The organism is Brevibacterium sp. MGP-B1 (assembly GCF_057766545.1).
On sequence record NZ_CM173407.1, the window covers coordinates 3,580,622 to 3,596,993 of the forward strand.

General features: G+C 66.4%; 16 protein-coding genes. 9 read left to right on the forward strand and 7 right to left on the reverse strand.

Annotated elements, in window-relative coordinates; genetic code table 11:
* Window positions 1-165: 165 nt before the first annotated feature.
* On the forward strand, window positions 166-1,953 hold the full coding sequence (locus AC3CD9_RS16310; protein WP_488365014.1) for a bifunctional 3'-5' exonuclease/DNA polymerase: 1,788 nt from the start codon (window positions 166-168) through the stop codon (window positions 1,951-1,953).
* A gap of 12 nt (window positions 1,954-1,965) precedes the next feature.
* Here the strand turns inward: AC3CD9_RS16310 and AC3CD9_RS16315 are convergent, their stop codons facing one another.
* Together AC3CD9_RS16315 and AC3CD9_RS16320 are read right to left on the reverse strand one after the other, a co-directional pair.
* Window positions 1,966-3,867, reverse strand: a complete 1,902-nt coding sequence (locus AC3CD9_RS16315) for a heavy metal translocating P-type ATPase (protein ID WP_488365015.1) — start codon at window positions 3,865-3,867, stop codon at window positions 1,966-1,968.
* Window positions 3,864-4,277, reverse strand: a complete 414-nt coding sequence (locus AC3CD9_RS16320; protein WP_488365016.1) for an ArsR/SmtB family transcription factor — start codon at window positions 4,275-4,277, stop codon at window positions 3,864-3,866. The genes AC3CD9_RS16315 and AC3CD9_RS16320 overlap by 4 nt, the downstream gene beginning before the upstream one ends.
* A gap of 135 nt (window positions 4,278-4,412) precedes the next feature.
* Between AC3CD9_RS16320 and AC3CD9_RS16325 the strand changes: the two genes are divergently transcribed.
* The 3 genes from AC3CD9_RS16325 (at window position 4,413) to AC3CD9_RS16335 (ending at window position 6,669) form a co-directional block, all read left to right on the forward strand.
* A complete protein-coding gene (locus AC3CD9_RS16325) occupies window positions 4,413-5,492 on the forward strand; it encodes an NAD(P)-dependent alcohol dehydrogenase (RefSeq protein WP_488365017.1) in 1,080 nt (359 codons plus the stop codon).
* Window positions 5,493-5,649: 157 nt separating this feature from the next.
* Window positions 5,650-6,117 (forward strand): VanZ family protein, encoded by a 468-nt coding sequence (locus AC3CD9_RS16330; RefSeq protein WP_488365018.1) that lies wholly within the window; start codon window positions 5,650-5,652, stop codon window positions 6,115-6,117.
* A gap of 78 nt (window positions 6,118-6,195) precedes the next feature.
* Window positions 6,196-6,669: a VanZ family protein gene (locus AC3CD9_RS16335; protein ID WP_488365020.1), complete on the forward strand. Its 474-nt coding sequence runs from the start codon at window positions 6,196-6,198 to the stop codon at window positions 6,667-6,669.
* A gap of 81 nt (window positions 6,670-6,750) precedes the next feature.
* On the opposite strand, the gene AC3CD9_RS16340 is transcribed toward AC3CD9_RS16335, so the two are convergent.
* Entirely contained in the window at window positions 6,751-7,224 is a 474-nt protein-coding gene (locus AC3CD9_RS16340) for a MarR family winged helix-turn-helix transcriptional regulator (RefSeq protein WP_488365021.1), read from the reverse strand.
* A 101-nt stretch (window positions 7,225-7,325) separates the two neighbouring features.
* Here AC3CD9_RS16340 and AC3CD9_RS16345 point away from each other — a divergent pair, with 101 nt between their 5' ends.
* Window positions 7,326-7,769 (forward strand): VOC family protein, encoded by a 444-nt coding sequence (locus AC3CD9_RS16345; RefSeq protein ID WP_488365022.1) that lies wholly within the window; start codon window positions 7,326-7,328, stop codon window positions 7,767-7,769.
* Here the strand turns inward: AC3CD9_RS16345 and AC3CD9_RS16350 are convergent, their stop codons facing one another.
* From AC3CD9_RS16350 to AC3CD9_RS16365, 4 genes are all read right to left on the reverse strand, one after another.
* A complete protein-coding gene (locus AC3CD9_RS16350) occupies window positions 7,770-8,201 on the reverse strand; it encodes a YdeI/OmpD-associated family protein (protein WP_446656476.1) in 432 nt (143 codons plus the stop codon).
* Window positions 8,202-8,246: 45 nt separating this feature from the next.
* The gene (locus AC3CD9_RS16355; protein WP_488365024.1) at window positions 8,247-9,218 is read right to left on the reverse strand and encodes a methyltransferase family protein; all 972 of its coding nucleotides are present in this window, start codon (window positions 9,216-9,218) and stop codon (window positions 8,247-8,249) included.
* Entirely contained in the window at window positions 9,215-10,102 is an 888-nt protein-coding gene (locus AC3CD9_RS16360) for a PhzF family phenazine biosynthesis protein (RefSeq protein ID WP_488365026.1), read from the reverse strand. The genes AC3CD9_RS16355 and AC3CD9_RS16360 overlap by 4 nt, the downstream gene beginning before the upstream one ends.
* Window positions 10,103-10,220: 118 nt before the next feature.
* Entirely contained in the window at window positions 10,221-11,408 is a 1,188-nt protein-coding gene (locus tag AC3CD9_RS16365; RefSeq protein ID WP_488365028.1) for an ROK family transcriptional regulator, read from the reverse strand.
* A 95-nt stretch (window positions 11,409-11,503) separates the two neighbouring features.
* On the opposite strand from AC3CD9_RS16365, the gene AC3CD9_RS16370 reads away from it, so the two are divergent.
* From AC3CD9_RS16370 to AC3CD9_RS16385, 4 genes are read left to right on the forward strand one after another with little or no spacing between them, the layout of a single operon-like run.
* Window positions 11,504-12,604: a Gfo/Idh/MocA family protein gene (locus tag AC3CD9_RS16370; RefSeq protein WP_488365029.1), complete on the forward strand. Its 1,101-nt coding sequence runs from the start codon at window positions 11,504-11,506 to the stop codon at window positions 12,602-12,604.
* Window positions 12,605-12,623: 19 nt separating this feature from the next.
* The gene (locus AC3CD9_RS16375; protein WP_488365030.1) at window positions 12,624-14,138 is read left to right on the forward strand and encodes a sugar ABC transporter ATP-binding protein; all 1,515 of its coding nucleotides are present in this window, start codon (window positions 12,624-12,626) and stop codon (window positions 14,136-14,138) included.
* Window positions 14,135-15,220, forward strand: coding sequence for an ABC transporter permease (locus AC3CD9_RS16380; RefSeq protein WP_488365031.1), 1,086 nt, complete (start codon window positions 14,135-14,137; stop codon window positions 15,218-15,220). Before AC3CD9_RS16375 ends, AC3CD9_RS16380 begins: the two co-directional genes overlap by 4 nt.
* Window positions 15,220-16,365 carry an ABC transporter permease gene (locus tag AC3CD9_RS16385; protein WP_488367568.1) on the forward strand — a complete coding sequence of 382 codons (1,146 nt, stop codon included), beginning with the start codon at window positions 15,220-15,222 and terminating at the stop codon, window positions 16,363-16,365. Before AC3CD9_RS16380 ends, AC3CD9_RS16385 begins: the two co-directional genes overlap by 1 nt.
* The last annotated feature ends 7 nt before the right edge of the window (window positions 16,366-16,372 follow it).

The following is a 16,372-nucleotide window of genomic DNA, read 5'->3' on the forward strand; positions in this document are numbered from 1 at the left end:
GTCTGACCTTTCGAGCGGAGTTCGGCACCCGGAGTTCGCTCTCGACGTTACCAGGATCACGTTCGCCGCAGGCGGTCGGGTTCAGGCTGCGGACAGGCGGGCAGTCACGGTGCGGACGAGCGATCGGAAGACCGTCCGAGCGAGCCCGCGGCGTAGGCTGGATCCATGACCTCCGCCCCCGCTCAGCGGCCTGCCGCCTGCGTGCTCGGAGCCGTGCCCGGAACCGGGTTCGAGGGGCAGCGGATCGGGATCGTCGACCTCGACAGCGCGGGTGAGGAGATCGGTCGGATCGACCTCGCCGAGGAGGCCCTGCTCGAGGTCGTCCGTGACCGTGAGGGCGGAGCCGGGGGAGATCCGAGCGAACCGGGCGGGGCCCGCCCCCGCTGGGTCCTCAGCGACACCGCGAAATGGTGCCCCCCGCTGCTCGCGGCCGGGGTCGGCCTCGAGCGCTGCCACGATCTGCGCTTGGCTCATGCGATCCTTGCCCGCTCCGAGCTCGTCACCGCACCGGAGGCGGTGCGCGTCGCCTCCGAATGGGACGCCGCGCCCGCCGACGCCGCCGCACCCGAACAGGCGGCCGCTCTGTTCGACGTCGATGCCGGGCGCGGATTCATCCCACAGGTTCCGCACGATCTCGAGGCGGCCCTGGCCGAATATGCCCGTCAGACCGCGGCGATCGAGACCGCAGGCGATCCGGGCCGACTGCGGCTGCTGCTCGCCGCCGAATCGGCGGGAGGACTCGTCGCCGCGGAGATGCGCGCGGCAGGCGTGCCCTGGGACGAAGCCGAACATGATCGGATACTGACCGAACTGCTCGGTCCCCGGCCGATCCGCGACGGGAAGCCCCAGAAGATGCTGGCCAAGGCCGAGGAGGTCCGCGATGCCCTTGAGGATCCGCGGGTCAACCTCGATTCGCCGAACCGGCTGCTTGCGTCGCTGCGCAATGCCGGCATCAACGTCGCCTCGACCTCGAAATGGGAGCTGCAGACGAGCGAGCATCCGGCGATCGCGCCCCTGCTCGAGTACAAGAAGATGGCCCGACTGCTGTCGGCCAACGGCTGGCACTGGCTCGACGAATGGGTTGATGACGGACGGTACCGACCCGTGTACGTGCCCGGCGGGGTCGTCACCGGCAGGTGGGCGGCCAGCGGGGGAGGGGCCCTGCAGATCCCGCGGCAGCTGCGTCCGGCCCTGCGTGCCGACGAGGGATGGCGGCTCGTCTCCGCCGATGTCGCCCAGCTCGAACCCCGGGCGCTCGCCGCCATGTCCGGAGACCGGGCGATGGCCGAGGCCGGATTCGGCCGCGATCTCTACTCCGGACTCGTCGACGCCGGTGTCGTAGCTACCCGGCAGGAGGCGAAGATCGCCGTGCTCGGGGCGATGTACGGATCGACGACCGGGGAGGCCGGAGCCCTGGTGCCGCGTCTGCGGCAGAATTTCCCCGCCGCCATGCACCTCGTCGATTCCGCCGCCGAGGCGGGCCGACAGGGAGGAGTCGTGTCCACCTGGTTGGGCCGGACCTCCCCACCTCCTGGCGAGGGGTGGCAGAGACTGCAGAGGGCGGCGAACCGCTTCGACGCCACCGGTGCCGATGAGCAGCGGGCCAGGCGGGCCGCTGGCGACCAGGGACGATTCACCCGCAACTTCGTCGTTCAGGGCACAGCGGCCGAATGGGCGCTGGCCTGGCTGGCCGACCTGCGGCTGCGCCTGGCCGAGCTGCCGGAGATCGGTGCGGCACCGGCCCCCGCCTCGGGGTCGGTCTTCTCCCGCCGTGCCCACCTCGTCTTCTTCCTCCACGACGAGGTCATCGTCCATGCCCCGGCGCAGCAGGCCGATCAGGCGGCGGACGAGATCAGGGCGGCGGCCGCCTCGGCGGGTCGATTGCTCTTCGGGGATGCCCCCGTCGACTTCCCCCTCGACCTGAGCATCGGTGAGCGGGCGATCAAGGACTGAGAGCGCCCCTGTTCAGCGTCGTCGCCCGGTCGTTCCGCCGGGAATGAGTCGCGCCGAGTTGAGGATGAACGCGGTCTCGCTGCCGACGTGGATGAAGGCGGCAGCGACGGGACTGAGCAGCCCGAAAGCCGCGAGGCCCATGCCGATGAGGTCGATCGCGATCGTTCCGATGAAATTGACCATGACGATGCGGCGGGCTCGGCGGGCGACGCTGACCGTGCGGACGAGATCGCCGAGGTCGGAGCTGATGAGCACGACGTCGGCCGATTCGCGGGCGAGATCGGTGCCCGATCCCATCGCGATGCCGACATCCGCGCGGGCGAGTGCCGGAGCGTCGTTGACACCGTCGCCGACCATCGTGATCGAGGCCCCGGCGGCACGTTCGGCATCGACAGCCGCGAGCTTCTCCTCGGGAAGGAGACCCGCCCTGACATCGTCGATGCCGATGCGAGCGGCGACGGCGCGAGCCGTCTCGGGACGGTCGCCGGTGATCATCATCGTCTTCAGCCCCATCCGTGCCAGCTGTGCGACGGCGTCGACCGCGGACTCTCGGACCGCATCGGCGATGTGGATCGTACCGGCATAGGCACCATCGACGGAGACATGGATCTCAGTCGCCGTGGGATCGTCAGCTGAGGCACCGGTCGGCGCATCGGGGACGAGTCTGGTGCTGCCGACGGAGACCGTGTGCCCGTCGACGATCGCCGTCACGCCGTGGCCGGGTCGGTAGGCGAAATCCTCCGCGGATCCGGGTGTGAGACCGTGATCGAGTGCATGGGCGACGATGGCCCTGCCGAGCGGATGCTCGGAGTACGACTCGGCTGTGGCGGCGAGTGAGAGGACCGTCTCGACGTCGAAACGGGGTATCGCGTCACTGTCCGGGACGCTGATGCTGACAACGGCCGGTGCCCCTGTGGTCAGAGTGCCGGTCTTGTCGAAGACGACAGTGTCGATCGACGACAGCGCCTCGAGATGAGCCCCGTCCTTGACGAACGCCCCGGAACGGGCGATCCGGGCGATTGCGGCGAGGACCGCCAGAGGTGTGCCGGCGGCGATTCCGCAGGCGCCGGCGACCACGACCACGGAGATCGTCGCGGTGAGGTCGCGAGTGAAGAGGTAGGTGACAACCGCTCCGATGAGTGCGAAGCCGACCAGCCAGGCCGCCAACCGATCGGCCAGGCGCTGGGCAGGGGGTTCGGACGACTGAGCCTCCTCGACGGCCGAGATGATGCGCCCGAACGAGGATTCGGCGCCGACGCGTTCCGCACGGACTTCGAGAGCACCGACCTGATTGACAGACCCGGCGAAGGTCTCGTCCCCAGCCGCGACGTCGACGGGCAGAGGTTCGCCGGTGATGCGGGACTGGTCGAGTGACGAGGTGCCGAGCAGGATCCGACCGTCGACAGGGACGCGTTCGCCGGGAACGATGACGACGGTGTCGCCGACGACCACCTCGGCGAGGGGCACGGCGAGGACGGATCCGCTCCTGCGGACCTGCACGATTTCGGGCAGGAACGACATGAGATCGGTGAGGGCATCGCGGCCGCGGTCCATCGACAGATCCTCGAGGATCTCGGCCGCGAGGACGAACGCGGTGATGACCAGGGCTGTCGTCCATTCGCCGATCGCAGCGGCCGTGACGATCGCGATGAGCATCGACGCCTCCATGCTCATCCGGCGGTGGATGACATCCTCGGCGGCTTCGACGGCGATCGGCCAGCAGCCGAGGACGATGCCGACGACCGCGATGACGGGCACGGCCGGCCATGGCCCGGTGACACCGAGGGCGACCGCGACGGCGCAGGCGGCGACGGCGAGGGCCCGGACGAGATCCCCGCGATCGATGCGGGAGAGCAGGTCCGTGCCGGGGGTGGCCGAATCGGTGGGCGCCGAGACTCGGCTGTCGGTGCTCACCGGTCGCCTCCGTCGACCTCTGCCGTCGTCGAGGACGGCACGTCGGCGGTCACCGTGCCGTCTGGGCTGCGATGGTGGGCGGGCGCGCCGGAGACGACGTGCTGAGCTTGGAACACCGCATGGGCGACGAGTTCGCGGGCGTGTTCGTCGATGAGGGTGTAGAACGCGCGGTTGCCTTCGGGGCGGGCAGCGACGATCTTGCCCCAGCGGAGCTTGGCGAGATGCTGGGACACGACCGTCGGGGACTTTCCGACCGCCTCGGCGAGGTCATTGACCGACTTCTCGCCGTCGCGCAGCGCCAGGATGATCCGCACCCGAGTGGCATCGGAGAGGAGAGTGAATACCTCGGCGGCGAGATCGGCGGACTGGCTCTCCGCATCGAAAGTGCATTTCTTAGTATCTGCGTACATGCTTAGATAATAAGGTGATCGTCGGCGCGGCGGCAAGGGGCGCGAAGAATAAGTCCATGTGCATGGAATAGACTGCGAGCCGCAAGCGCTGGACGATGTGGCCCAGCAACGGATACGCAAGTCCAAGGAGATCACATGAGCATCAGCGTCAAGGCACTGCAGAAGACGGGAGCAGATCAGCCGTTCCGCGTGGCCACCATCGAACGCCGGGATCCCCGACCCGATGACGTCGTCATCGACATCAAGGCCGCAGGCATCTGCCACAGCGACATCCACACCATCCGCAACGAATGGGGCGAGGCGCACTTCCCGCTCACCGTCGGCCACGAGATCGCCGGCGTCGTCGAGGCCGTCGGTTCCGATGTCACCGATTGGAAGGTCGGCGACCGCGTGGGCGTGGGCTGCATGGTGAACTCGTGCGGCGAGTGCGAGGAATGCCGGGCCGGGCAGGAGCAGAACTGCCTGAACGGCAACGTCGGCACGTACAACGTCGAAGACGTCGACGGCACGATCACCCAGGGCGGATACGCGCAGAAGGTCGTCGTCAACGAGGGCTTCGTCTGCCGGATCCCCGATGCGCTCGACTTCGACGTCGCCGCCCCGCTGCTGTGCGCGGGCATCACCACCTATGCACCGCTCAACCGCTGGGGCGCCGGTGAGAAGAAGAACGGAGCTCCGAAGCAGGTCGCCGTGCTCGGACTCGGCGGACTCGGACACATGGGCGTGCAGATCGCCGCGGCCATGGGCGCCGAGGTCACCGTTCTGTCCCGCACGCTGAAGAAGGAAGCCGCGGCGCTGGAACTCGGTGCGAAGCGGATGCTCGCCACAACCGACGAGAACTTCTTCTCCGACCATGCCGGCGAGTTCGACCTCATCCTCAACACGATCAGTGCCGATATCCCCGTCAACCGATACCTGCGACTGCTGGGGCCGCGCGGGGTCATGGCCGTCGTCGGTCTGCCGCCGGAGAAGCAGGAGTTCTCCTTCGGTGCCGTGATCGGCGGGGCCAAGGCCATCGCCGGATCGAACATCGGCGGCATCGCCGAGACCCAGGAAATGCTCGACTTCTGCGCCGAACACGGCAGCGCCGCGAAGATCGAGACGATCCCCGTCACCGAGGCGGACGCCGCCTACGACCGAGTCGTGGCCGGAGACGTGCAGTTCCGCGTCGTCATCGACACCGCGAGCTTCGATGACGTCGAGGCCGTCGCCTGATCCGCCTCGTCCGATTCACCTCGTCTGAATCCCGGGCGTGAGACCGCAATGGTCGGGGTGATTCCCGCAATCTGTGCGGGAATCCCTCGACCCTCATGCCGCAGGCGGGCACAATGAGACCGGGTCGAGCGTCTGGAGGTCGAGGGACAGGGGAGTGATGACGGGCACGAGGCGACAGCTGCGGACGGTGCCCCTGGCGCTGCTCATCCTCTACACGGTCTTCATCGGCCTCGTCACGCTCACGCCGAATCAGCTGGACACCGGCCCCGGCTCGTTCATCGCAGGACTGCTCGAGTTCCTCGCCTCCCACCGGGTGACCGCATGGATCAGCTTTGACATCCTCGAGAAGCTCGCGAACGTCGGAATGTTCATTCCCTTCGGCCTGCTTGTGGCCCTCCAGTGCGGCCGCAGCCGGTGGTGGGTCGGCTGGGTCGCGGGCATCGCTTTCACGTGCCTCATCGAGGGAACTCAGGCGACCCTGCTCTCTCCCACGCGCTTCGCCACGATCAGCGATCTCGTGACGAACAGCCTCGGTGCCGGCATCGGAGCTGTGGTCGGACTCATCGTCATGAGGATCTGGCCGCCGAGGATGGACAGAGTCCCCGTCGACCATGAGGTCCGGTGAGAGATCCTGGGGCCCGGTGAGCAGGGTCATATCCGCATCTGAGGATGTGCCCAGGATTCGGTCGTATGTTGGTCGGTGATGACCGATCGTGATCAGCGCACAGTCGGTGCGCCGCTGGCCCTTCTCGTCCTCTACACCCTCTTCATCGCCGCCATCACGCTGACCCCGCAGCAGATGGGCACCGGCCCGGACACTCTCATCGGGCACGCGCTCGACCTCTTCGCCGCTCACCGGGAGACTGCGTGGCTGACCTATGAACGGGTCGAGAAGCTCGGCAATGTGGCGATGTTCATTCCCTTCGGCTTCCTCGCGGCCCTGCACTTCGGGCGCCGACGGTGGTGGCTCGGATTCCTCTTCGGCGCGGGTTTCAGCGCCGCCATCGAGATCTTCCAAGGCACCGTGCTCACTCAGTCCCGCTTCGCCACGCTCAGCGATCTCGTCACGAACACCCTCGGCGCCGGCATCGGCGCGCTCCTCGGCCTGTGCTGCCTGGCCGCATGGCCGAAACGGTCGAGGAGGAGGGAATCAAACAAGGGGCTCGCGCCGGTGTAGGTCCGATCTCGTCTGTCCCGGTGCCGAGTTGTCCGCTGGCTCTCCGGTCGCCCTTTCGGTGACCGCTCGATCTCCCGGCCCTCAGCCGTCCTCGGCTTCTTCGAGGGCCGCGATGCACCGGCCGAGCGCCTCGGTGACCATCGTCCGGGTCTCATCATCGAGCGGTGAGACCATTCGAGCGGAGACCGCCTCGACGCGGGAGACGGCCTGATCGAGCACCTCGACGCCCGCCGAGGTGAGGCGTGTGGGCAGGATGCGACCGGATTCGGCCGTGGCCGGCCTCGTGATCAGTCCCCGTTCCTGCAGTCCGCGCAGCAGCGTATTCATCGTCTGCCGGGTGACGAAGGCGCCGCGCGCGAGCTCGGAATTCGACGCTCCCGGCCTCCGGCGCAGCTGCTCGAGGCAGTTGTACTGCGGGGTGGTCAGCTCCAACGGCCGCAGCGTCTCGTCCATTGTCGACCGCAGCGCCGACTGCAGATGCTTGAGCTGATAGCCGAGCAGCGACTCGAGGCTGTCTGCCCCAGCGACGTCTTCAGCATCCTTCTCTTGACTCATGTAAGTATTCTGACATATCGTCATCGATGTCAGGATGCTGACATCGAATGGTCGTGGGATCCACGTCGGGTGGCGGGGTCCCGGAAGAGAAGGAGTTCATCATGAATGCGTCAACCAGCGCTGAATCGGTCAATCCGGAGTCGGACGGCGTGGAGGCAGGCACCGCACAGCCGGTCGGCTCAGTGAGCGGTCCGGACTTCATCGCCTTGCAGGTCCGAGACGTGGAAGCGGCCGCACTGTTCTACGAATCGCGGCTCGGCCTCACCCGTGCCCCGGCTGCCCCTCCCGGAGCGGTCGTCTTCACGACTTCGCCGATCCCCTTCGCCGTGCGCGAGCCGCTGCCCGGCGTCGACCTCGACTCCGGTGACCGTCCGGGCAACGGGGTGGCACTGTGGCTGAGGTGCGATGATGCGCAGGCACTGCATGATTCCCTCGCCGAGGCGGGGGTGGAGATCCTCCGGGCGCCCGCTCCCAGCCCCTTCGGGCTGACCTTCGCCTTCGCCGATCCCGACGGCTATGCGGTGACCCTGCACGACGCAGGGTGATCAGCCGAGCGAGTCGACGATCTTCTTGATCCGGCGATCGCGGGTCTCCTCGGCCTTCGCCGAGGTCACCTGCCGCACATGCTCCTTGCGCTTCGACGGTGCGAGCGCATCGAAAGCCGCGCGGACACCGGCGGCGGCGAGCGCCTCGGCGAGGGAATCGGGAACCGGGGTCTCCCGGTTCGAGGTGTCGTGTGTCAGCGTCACCTCGTGGGTCTCGCCGCCGGCGACGCCGATCTTCTCCCGGTGTTCCTTGGCGAGCGGGAGCAGGTACTTCCCACCCATCACCGCGGTCGTGGAGGGATAGGAATAGCCTTCGATCGTGACGATGACCGGGACCCGCTTGCCCACGCCGAAGCCGAGGACGATGTCCTCGGGAACTTCGATGCCGACGTTGTTGCCGAGTTTCAGGAGTTCAGTGGTGAACGTGACCATGCGGCCTCCTCGGTGAGTGGATGGTCTTGACCGAGCGTAGGCCGATCAGTCCTCGTCGACAAGGTCGGGAGCGGTTTCGGCGGTCGAGAAGGTCGGCCACCAGCAGTGCACGCGCTTGGCGTAGTCGCGGTATTCGTTGCCGAAGCGCTCGATCAGGTCGGTCTCCTCGTGGGGGCGGATGAGCCAGTTCCACAGCAGTGAGCCGATGAGCGCGTACACGACGACGAGCCACGAACCGATGAGCAGGCCCATGGCCATGCCTTGGACGACGCCGGCGATGGCCATCGGATTGCGGACGAAGGCGTAGGGGCCGCGGGCGACGAGGTGGTGGGCCATCTGCGAGGGCAGCGGGGTGCCGGAGCCGAAGTTCGCGATCGCTCGGGCCGACCAGACGCCGATGACGCTGGAGATGGCGAGCAGGGCGAAGCCGACGACGACCAGGAGGATCGGGAACTTGTAGGCGAGGTTCCAGCGGTCTTCGAAGGCATTGATGATGACCGGGATGATGATGAGGAACACGCCCCAGAACACGACGATCTGGATGGTGGTCCGCACCAGCAGGCGGGACCGGATGCGGGTGTGCGAACTGTGGAACGCGAAGGGTCCGACCAGGAGCTTCTCGGACGGGATGCGGCCGACGATCATGAGCACACCGGCAAGGAGGCTGCCGAGCGCGGCGAGGATCATGAGGACGGCACCGAGCCCCGCCTCGGTGGTGGCGGTCGCATAGACGACCATGCCCAGCGCCACGAGCACGGTCCACCCGGTGGCGATCCACACCGCCCAGCGGAAGTTGAGCGCGGCCAGGGCCGAACCGATGACGAAGAGCGGAATGTCGACGATCGCGATGAGCAGCGGGTCGATGCCGCCGAGCGTCGCGTCCGCCACCCCGGGAATCATCGCGGTGCCCAGCCACCATGCCGCTCCGGCGAGGGCCTGGAGGGCGAAGTACATGCGGCCGTGGAAGATGCGCAGTCGTTTCTTCGGTTTGTTCACTTCAGTGAGATGTCGATTCATGTGTGCACCGTCCCGCGGATGCAGATGGACGTGTCTCCGCCGACCCAGATCTCGTCGTCCTCGGCGGTGATGGAGACGACTCCGGAGCGGCCGAGCGCGGTCCCCTGGGTCGCGGTATAGCTGTTCGGAGCCAGGTTCTCACCGATGAGCCATTGGGCGACGGAGGCGTTGAGGCTGCCGGTCACCGGATCCTCGGCGACACCGACTCCGGGCACGAAGGCCCGGATCTCATACTCGTGCTCTGACCCTTCCGGGTGGGCGCCCAGGACGCCGAGCTTCGCATCGGGGATGGCCGAGAAGTCGGGGGTGAGCGCGAGCACCTGGTCGGCGCTGGACAGTCGCACGGCCGCCCAACCGGGGCCGTTGTCGGCCCACTGGTGGCCGAGGATCTCGGCACGATCGACGCCGAGGGCGGTTGCGATCTGGTCGACGTACGCGTCGTCGAGCGGTCCCGAGCGCAGGCGATCGGGGGCGGCGAAGGCGAGGGTCTCGGAGGACCCGCCGGTCGGGTCGGTCGGGCTGGTCGGGCCGCCTCGGCGAGGGGATCTGCGGATGTCGACGAGGCCGGCACCGCACTCCTGGACGATACGGTCCTCGTGCTTCGGGGCGCCGCCGGCGTCGAGCCAGGCCGCGGCCGAACCGAGCGTGGGGTGGCCGGCGAAGGGCAGTTCTCGGTGCGGGGTGAAAATGCGCAACCGGTAGTCGGCTGCGGGGTTGTCGGGCGGGAGGACGAAGGTGGTTTCGGACAGGTTCGTCCAGTTCGCGATGCGGGCCATCTGCTCCTCATCGAGGCCATCGGCGTCGACGATGACCGCTACGGGGTTGCCGTGGAAGGGCACGGCAGAGAAGACATCGACCTGGGCGAAACGACGGTGCTGTGACAATGACACTCCTTCGCGAGTTGCGGACCACGCTGCGAGCGGGGGATTGCGCGGGCGCTTCTCACAGTGTAAAGGCCCAGGCCGGAGCGTCGGTGGATTGGCCCCCGGCGGCGCGGGGGTGTCAGCTGCGGAGGGCGGCGGAGATCCGCTCGGGCGACAGTGCTGCATCAATGGCCAGATGAGCCGCGCCGAGGATTGCGGCGTCTCCGGCCGCACGCGAAGGTGCGATCGTGAGGTGCTCGGTCGACAGCGGAATCGACCGTGCGTAGACGACCTCCCTTACCCCTGCGACCAGGTGTTCCGCGGCCTGCGCCATGGTCCCGCCGATGAGGATGAGTGCCGGATTCATCAGGCTCACACATGTGGTGAGCACCTCGCCGAGGTCGCGTCCGGCTTGGCGGACGGCCTGAATGGCCTGCAGGTCCCCGTCTTTGGCGAGACGGACGACATCGTCGGGCGTAGCGGCGGGAAACCCGGACTTCGTCAGGTCCCGCGCGATCGCTCGTCCGGAGGCGACTGCTTCGAGGCATCCGCGGTTGCCGCACGCGCAGGGGATGTCCGCAGCTCGGGAGAGCGCAACATGCCCGATATCGCCTGCCGCACCGTGCGAGCCACGGCGCAGGGAGCCGCCGGAGATGATTCCGGCCCCGATACCCGTGGCGACCTTGACGAAGATCAGGTCCGAGGCGTCGGGCCAGGCCGCAGTCTGTTCGCCCAATGCCATGATGTTGACGTCATTGTCGACGAGGACCGGCGCCGAGAAGGTCATCTTCAGCGCTCCGGGGAGATCGAAGCGATCCCAGCCGGGCATGATCGGAGGATTGATCGGCCTGCCGGTTGAGAACTCGACGGGACCGGGCAGACCGATTCCGATTCCGACGACCTCGCCGATGCTGCGCCCGGTCTGCTCGAGCAGCTGGAGGGCAGTGGTGGTCATCCAGTCGACGGCGTCCTCGGGGCCAGTGGAGATGGCTCGCTTGGCGCGATGATCGGCGAGCAGCTCACCGGCCAGGTTCGTCACCGCGATCCGCGCATGTGAGGCCCCGAAATCAGCAGCGACGACGACGCGGGCCCGCGGATTGAAAGCGAACTGCGAGCTCGGCCGACCGCCGGTGGAGACCGCATCATCGACCGGGGCGATGAGTCCCAGGCCCAGCAGCTGTTCGATCCGGTGCGCCACTGTCGGGCGAGACAGGCCTGTCGAGCGAACCAGTTCCGCACGAGTCCGCGGTCGACTGTCACGCAGCAGCTGAAACAGCCCGCCCGCATGGGACAGGTCGAAAGTGTGCGGATCGGTCGACAATGTCATCCATTCAGTAAACCACATTGCGACTTCCGAGTGACTAGTTGAATGCTTTTGAAAAAGCATTGACAAAAGGGGTGATGCGCACAACATAATGGTGCATGGCCAATGTTGCTCATGCGATTTCGCAGGTCCCTCGAATCGGCCTCCTCGGCGGCGGGTTCATGGGGCGCGTCCACAGTCGGGCTGCACGGTCTGCCGGAGCCGTACTCGACAGCGTCGCGGCCTCCAGCCCATCGAGAAGCGCCGAGGCCGCCGCCGAATTGCGATTCGGCCGGCCGGCGTCGGGCGCCGAGTTGTTTGAGCGATCGCTCGACGCGATCCACATCTGCACTCCCAACGATGTCCACGCGGCACAGTCCCTGCAGGCTCTCGACGCGGGATCGAACATCATCTGCGAGAAGCCCCTGGCCACTGATTCGGCCGCTGCGCGTGCCGTGTTGGCCCGCGCCGACGAGGCGGGTCTGCTTGGGACAGTTCCATTCGTCTACCGCTACCACCCGATGGTGCGCGAGGCCCGTGCGCGCTTCCGCGAGGGTCAGGCCGGCACGCTGCTGACCGTTGACGCCGGATACCTGCAGGACTGGCTGCTCGGCTCCGGCGACGAGAACTGGCGCGTCGAGACTGAGCGCGGCGGCCCCTCGCGGGCGTTTGCCGATATCGGCTCCCACCTCGTCGACCTCATCGAGTTCATCGTCGACGACCGGATATCGTCCCTGGTGGCGACCACGAGAACCGTTCACCCTCGCCGAGGCGGCACCGCAGTGACCACGGAGGACACCGTGGCCGTGACCGTCGAGTTCTCCGGCGGCGCCATCGGTTCGCTGCTGGTGTCACAGCTGGCTCCCGGACGCAAGAACGGGCTGACAATGGAGATCGCCGGCACCGAGGCGAGCATGCGCTTCGAGCAGGAGCGGCCCGAGCAGCTGTGGTTCGGTCAGCGTGCAGACAGCCGGCTTCTCGTCCGCGACCCCGACTCCCTGTCCGCCGATGCCGCGCGTCTGTGCATGGTCCCGGCCGGGCATCCACAGGGATACCAGGATGCGTTCAATGCCTTCGTCGCCGACTCCTATGCGCTCTTCGCCGGCGAGCAGAGAGAAGGAGTGCCCATGCTGTCCGATGGTCTGCGCGCCCTGCTCATCACCGAAGCCGTCCTGAAGTCTGCCGAACAGCGCTCGTGGGTCGAGGTCGAGTCGCCGTGATCACCGTGAGAGCGCAGATATGAGTACAACAGGGTCGGTCCAGCCGGTGCTCTCGGCCACCGGGATCACGAAAGGCTTCTTCGGAGTCGAAGTTCTGCATGGTGTATCGCTGGAAGTACACTCCGGCACCGTCCACGGTCTCGTCGGTGAGAACGGAGCAGGAAAATCCACTCTGATGAAGATCATCGCCGGCGTCCACCAGCCGGATTCCGGAGACCTGCGGATCAACGGCGAGCTCGTCGACTTCACTCATCCGGTCGAGGCCGAACGAGCCGGAGTCGCCACCGTGTTCCAGGAGTTCAACCTGCTGCCGGACCGCACCGTCGCCCAGAATGTCTTCCTCGGACGCGAACCGCACAAGTGGGGAATCGTCGATGTCGCTGCGACGAAGCGGCGGACCCAAGAGCTCCTCGACGAGCTCGACGTCACCGGAATCACCCCCGAAGCGAAAGTCGGCTGGCTGACGGTGCCCGAACAGCAGATCATCGAGATCATCAAAGCACTGTCTGTCGATGCGAAGGTCATCTCGATGGATGAACCCACCGCAGCGCTGTCGGACAACGAGGTGGCTGTTCTCTATCGCGTCATCGACACTCTCAAAGCCAAAGGTGTCGCGATCATCTACGTGTCACATCGACTTCAGGAGATCTTCGACCTCTGCGATGAGATCACGGTGTTGAAGGACGGTTCCCTGGTGGCCGGCAGACCACGAGACGAGTTCGATCATGCGAGCCTTGTGCGGGCCATGGTCGGTCGACCCATCAGCGCCTTCTTCCCGGACCCCGAAGCGGGAACGACGATCGGAGAATCGTTGCTGGAGGTGAATGGCGGAGGAAACGAACAGCTTGAGGACATCGAGCTCAAACTGCGTGAAGGGGAGATCCTCGGCGTCTCCGGTCTCCAAGGTTCAGGCCGGACCGAACTGCTCGAAGCGCTCTTCGGCACACAGCCGTTCACACGAGGCACGGTTCGACTGTCCGGAAAGACCGGGCGGATCAGTTCCGCACGGCAGGGTGTCCGCCAGGGCCTGGCTCTGGTCACCGAAGATCGCAAGGGCACAGGTCTCGCGCTGTCCCAATCGATCGCAGACAACGCGCTGTTGGCCATTCGTGCGGTGTTTCCGTCGAGAACTGCCCGGGTGAAGTCGGAAGTCCCGGCGATACTCGAATCGCTCGAAATCATCAGCCGGGGACTCGACCAGGAAGTGCGGGCACTGTCCGGAGGCAACCAGCAGAAGGTCGTCCTTGCGAAATGGCTGGCGACCTCACCCCGGATCGTACTCCTCGACGAACCGACCCGCGGGATCGACGTCGGAGCCAAGGTCGCCGTCTACCGACTGATCAGAAGCCTGGCGCGCCGCGGAGTGGGCATCATCCTCGTGTCGAGTGAGCTTCCGGAGGTCTTGGGGTTGGCCGACAGGATCCTGGTGATGGCCGATGGGCGGATCGCCGGAGAGCTTCCTCCCGGTTCGAGTGAAGAGGAGGTTCTGTCGATGGCGACCGGAACCGAAGCCCAGGTGGTGACAGAACATTGAGAACTCGACTGCGTCGTCTCGACACCACCGCTCTAGTCTATATCGCCTTGGCCATCGTGCTCATCGTCGCTGCGATCCTCGTCTCCACAACCGGTCGCAATCTCTTCAGTCCCGGAAACATCCGCGACATCCTCACCGGTATGAGCGTGCTCGGTTTCGTGGCGATCGGACAGACGCTCGTCATCCTCGGCGCCTCCCTCGACTTGTCAGTCCCCTACGTCATGAGCCTGGCGAGCCTGGTCGCTGCCCAGACCATGGACGGCAGAGACGGGATGGTAATCCCCGCAGTGCTGCTCACCGTGGCCATCACGGCACTCATCGGGCTGGCCAACGGACTCTTCGTCTCGGTGCTCAAGATCCACGGCTTCGTCGCCACCCTTGGAGCCGGGTTGATGCTCAAGGGTTACTTGGACACGAACTATCAGGGCACCGAGGGCGAAGTTCCCTGGTCGTTCCAGCTCTTCGGCGCCTCGGGCATCGGTCCAGTCCCGATTTCGACGATCGTCATGCTGGCCTTGGCCGCTCTCGTTGCGTTCATCCTCGTCCGCACGACCTTCGGCCACCACCTCTTTGCTGCGGGAGGCAATGCTGAGGTCGCTCGCCTCTCGGGAGTCCGCGAACGCCTGCCGATCATCGGGGCGCATATCGGCAGTTCGGTCTGTGCAGGATTTGCGGGGCTGCTGTTGGCCAGTCGGCTGGGAGTCGGCAGTCCGACCGTCGGCTCACAGGGAACCTATGATCTGCTGTCCATCGCCGCGGTCGTGCTCGGCGGCACAGTCCTCATGGGTGGGCGAGGATCGATCTCGGGAACCATCGGCGGAGTCGCGATCTTCGCAGTCCTCGACAACCTCATGAGCGTCATGCAGTTCAATCCCTTCCTCAAGGACGTCATCCGCGGGCTCGTCATCATCGTCGCCGTCGCACTCTACGCGCGGCGCAGGATCATCGCCCGCCGCATCAGGTTCGCCCACGCATCGCAGGGTCCGAACATCGCCACCGGGAACCGCGCCGGCATCGAGACTCCACGGACTGACAACCTCGGCGAGAGGGCGGCCGCCACCGGAGAGGGGAGCAAGGCGTGATCTCCTCAACTGCGCACCCACAGTCTGCGCAAGCACAATCCGCGCTTTCACGGTCGGGGCGGGGCCGCCTCGGTGTCGGGGAACGGATTGCCGAACTGGGACGGCGGGCACTCGATCCGAAGGGGATCGTCGTGGTCCTCCTCATCGTCATCCTCCTGGCCATCGTCGTGCTCAACCCGAGCTTCGCCGAGCCCGGATCGCTGATGCGATTCATCCAACGGGTCGCACCCATCGCCATCGTGGCGATCGGACAGTACTTCGTCATCGTCAGCGGTGAATTCGACCTGTCGATGGGAGCCGTCGTCACAGCTCAGGTGATGACCGTCGGCCATCTCGTGGGAGTCGATGAGTCGAAAACCGGGCCAGTGCTCTTCGTTCTCATCGGGATCGGCATCCTCGTTGGTCTCGTCAACGGATTGGCCACGACGCTGCTGCGCGTGCCCTCCTTCATCGTCACCTTGGGCACCATGCTCATCATCCACGGTGCGATCATGTGGTGGACCGGAGGCGTGGCGACGAGCAATCCTGCTGAGAACTTCCGACAGATCGGCCGGGGCGGGATCGAAGACATTCCGCTCATCGATTTCATTCCCTATGCGGTGCTCATCCTGGCGGCTGTGATTGTTCTGGCAGTGTGGCTTTCGCGTCGTCCCTTCGGTCGGACTCTGGTCGCGATCGGAGACAATTCGGCGGCAGCGACCTTCGCGGGCACTCGGGTGTGGTGGACCAAGACCTCGGCTTTCGTGCTTTCGTCGCTGTCGGCCACAGTCGCCGGCGTGCTGCTGGTCGGTTTCGCCGGAGTGCATCCCTCGGTCGGGCAGGGCTACGAATTCACAGCGATCACTGCCGTCGTCCTCGGCGGAGTGGTCCTCGGCGGAGGCCGAGGCACTGTCCTCGGCGCTCTCACAGGTGCATTCACCTTAGAAGCCCTCTTCACTCTGCTGAACTTCACCACGGTTCCTGCAACCATGCGCGATGCGATCCAAGGCGCGATCATCATCGCCGCAGTCGCCTATTCGGGAGTGGTCTTCGCCCGACGACGCAGACGCGGTCGGGCCCCGGCCTCGACGAACACATTGACCACCTCGGCGGAGACCACTCCGTCGACCCCACCGGCCGGCGGCGATGGTGCCGTACGGCAATGACAGAGGA

What these genes read in the sequence shown, in the direction of transcription:
- AC3CD9_RS16365 (WP_488365028.1), bottom strand. Translation starts at nt 11,408, where the DNA reads ATGACATTGTCGACCGATCCGCACACTTTCGACCTGTCCCATGCGGGC.
- AC3CD9_RS16375 (WP_488365030.1), top strand. Translation starts at nt 12,624, where the DNA reads ATGAGTACAACAGGGTCGGTCCAGCCGGTGCTCTCGGCCACCGGGATC.
- AC3CD9_RS16330 (WP_488365018.1), top strand. Translation starts at nt 5,650, where the DNA reads ATGACGGGCACGAGGCGACAGCTGCGGACGGTGCCCCTGGCGCTGCTC.
- AC3CD9_RS16355 (WP_488365024.1), bottom strand. Translation starts at nt 9,218, where the DNA reads ATGAATCGACATCTCACTGAAGTGAACAAACCGAAGAAACGACTGCGC.
- AC3CD9_RS16345 (WP_488365022.1), top strand. Translation starts at nt 7,326, where the DNA reads ATGAATGCGTCAACCAGCGCTGAATCGGTCAATCCGGAGTCGGACGGC.
- AC3CD9_RS16340 (WP_488365021.1), bottom strand. Translation starts at nt 7,224, where the DNA reads ATGAGTCAAGAGAAGGATGCTGAAGACGTCGCTGGGGCAGACAGCCTC.
- AC3CD9_RS16370 (WP_488365029.1), top strand. Translation starts at nt 11,504, where the DNA reads ATGGCCAATGTTGCTCATGCGATTTCGCAGGTCCCTCGAATCGGCCTC.
- AC3CD9_RS16320 (WP_488365016.1), bottom strand. Translation starts at nt 4,277, where the DNA reads ATGTACGCAGATACTAAGAAATGCACTTTCGATGCGGAGAGCCAGTCC.
- AC3CD9_RS16310 (WP_488365014.1), top strand. Translation starts at nt 166, where the DNA reads ATGACCTCCGCCCCCGCTCAGCGGCCTGCCGCCTGCGTGCTCGGAGCC.
- AC3CD9_RS16335 (WP_488365020.1), top strand. Translation starts at nt 6,196, where the DNA reads ATGACCGATCGTGATCAGCGCACAGTCGGTGCGCCGCTGGCCCTTCTC.
- AC3CD9_RS16325 (WP_488365017.1), top strand. Translation starts at nt 4,413, where the DNA reads ATGAGCATCAGCGTCAAGGCACTGCAGAAGACGGGAGCAGATCAGCCG.
- AC3CD9_RS16350 (WP_446656476.1), bottom strand. Translation starts at nt 8,201, where the DNA reads ATGGTCACGTTCACCACTGAACTCCTGAAACTCGGCAACAACGTCGGC.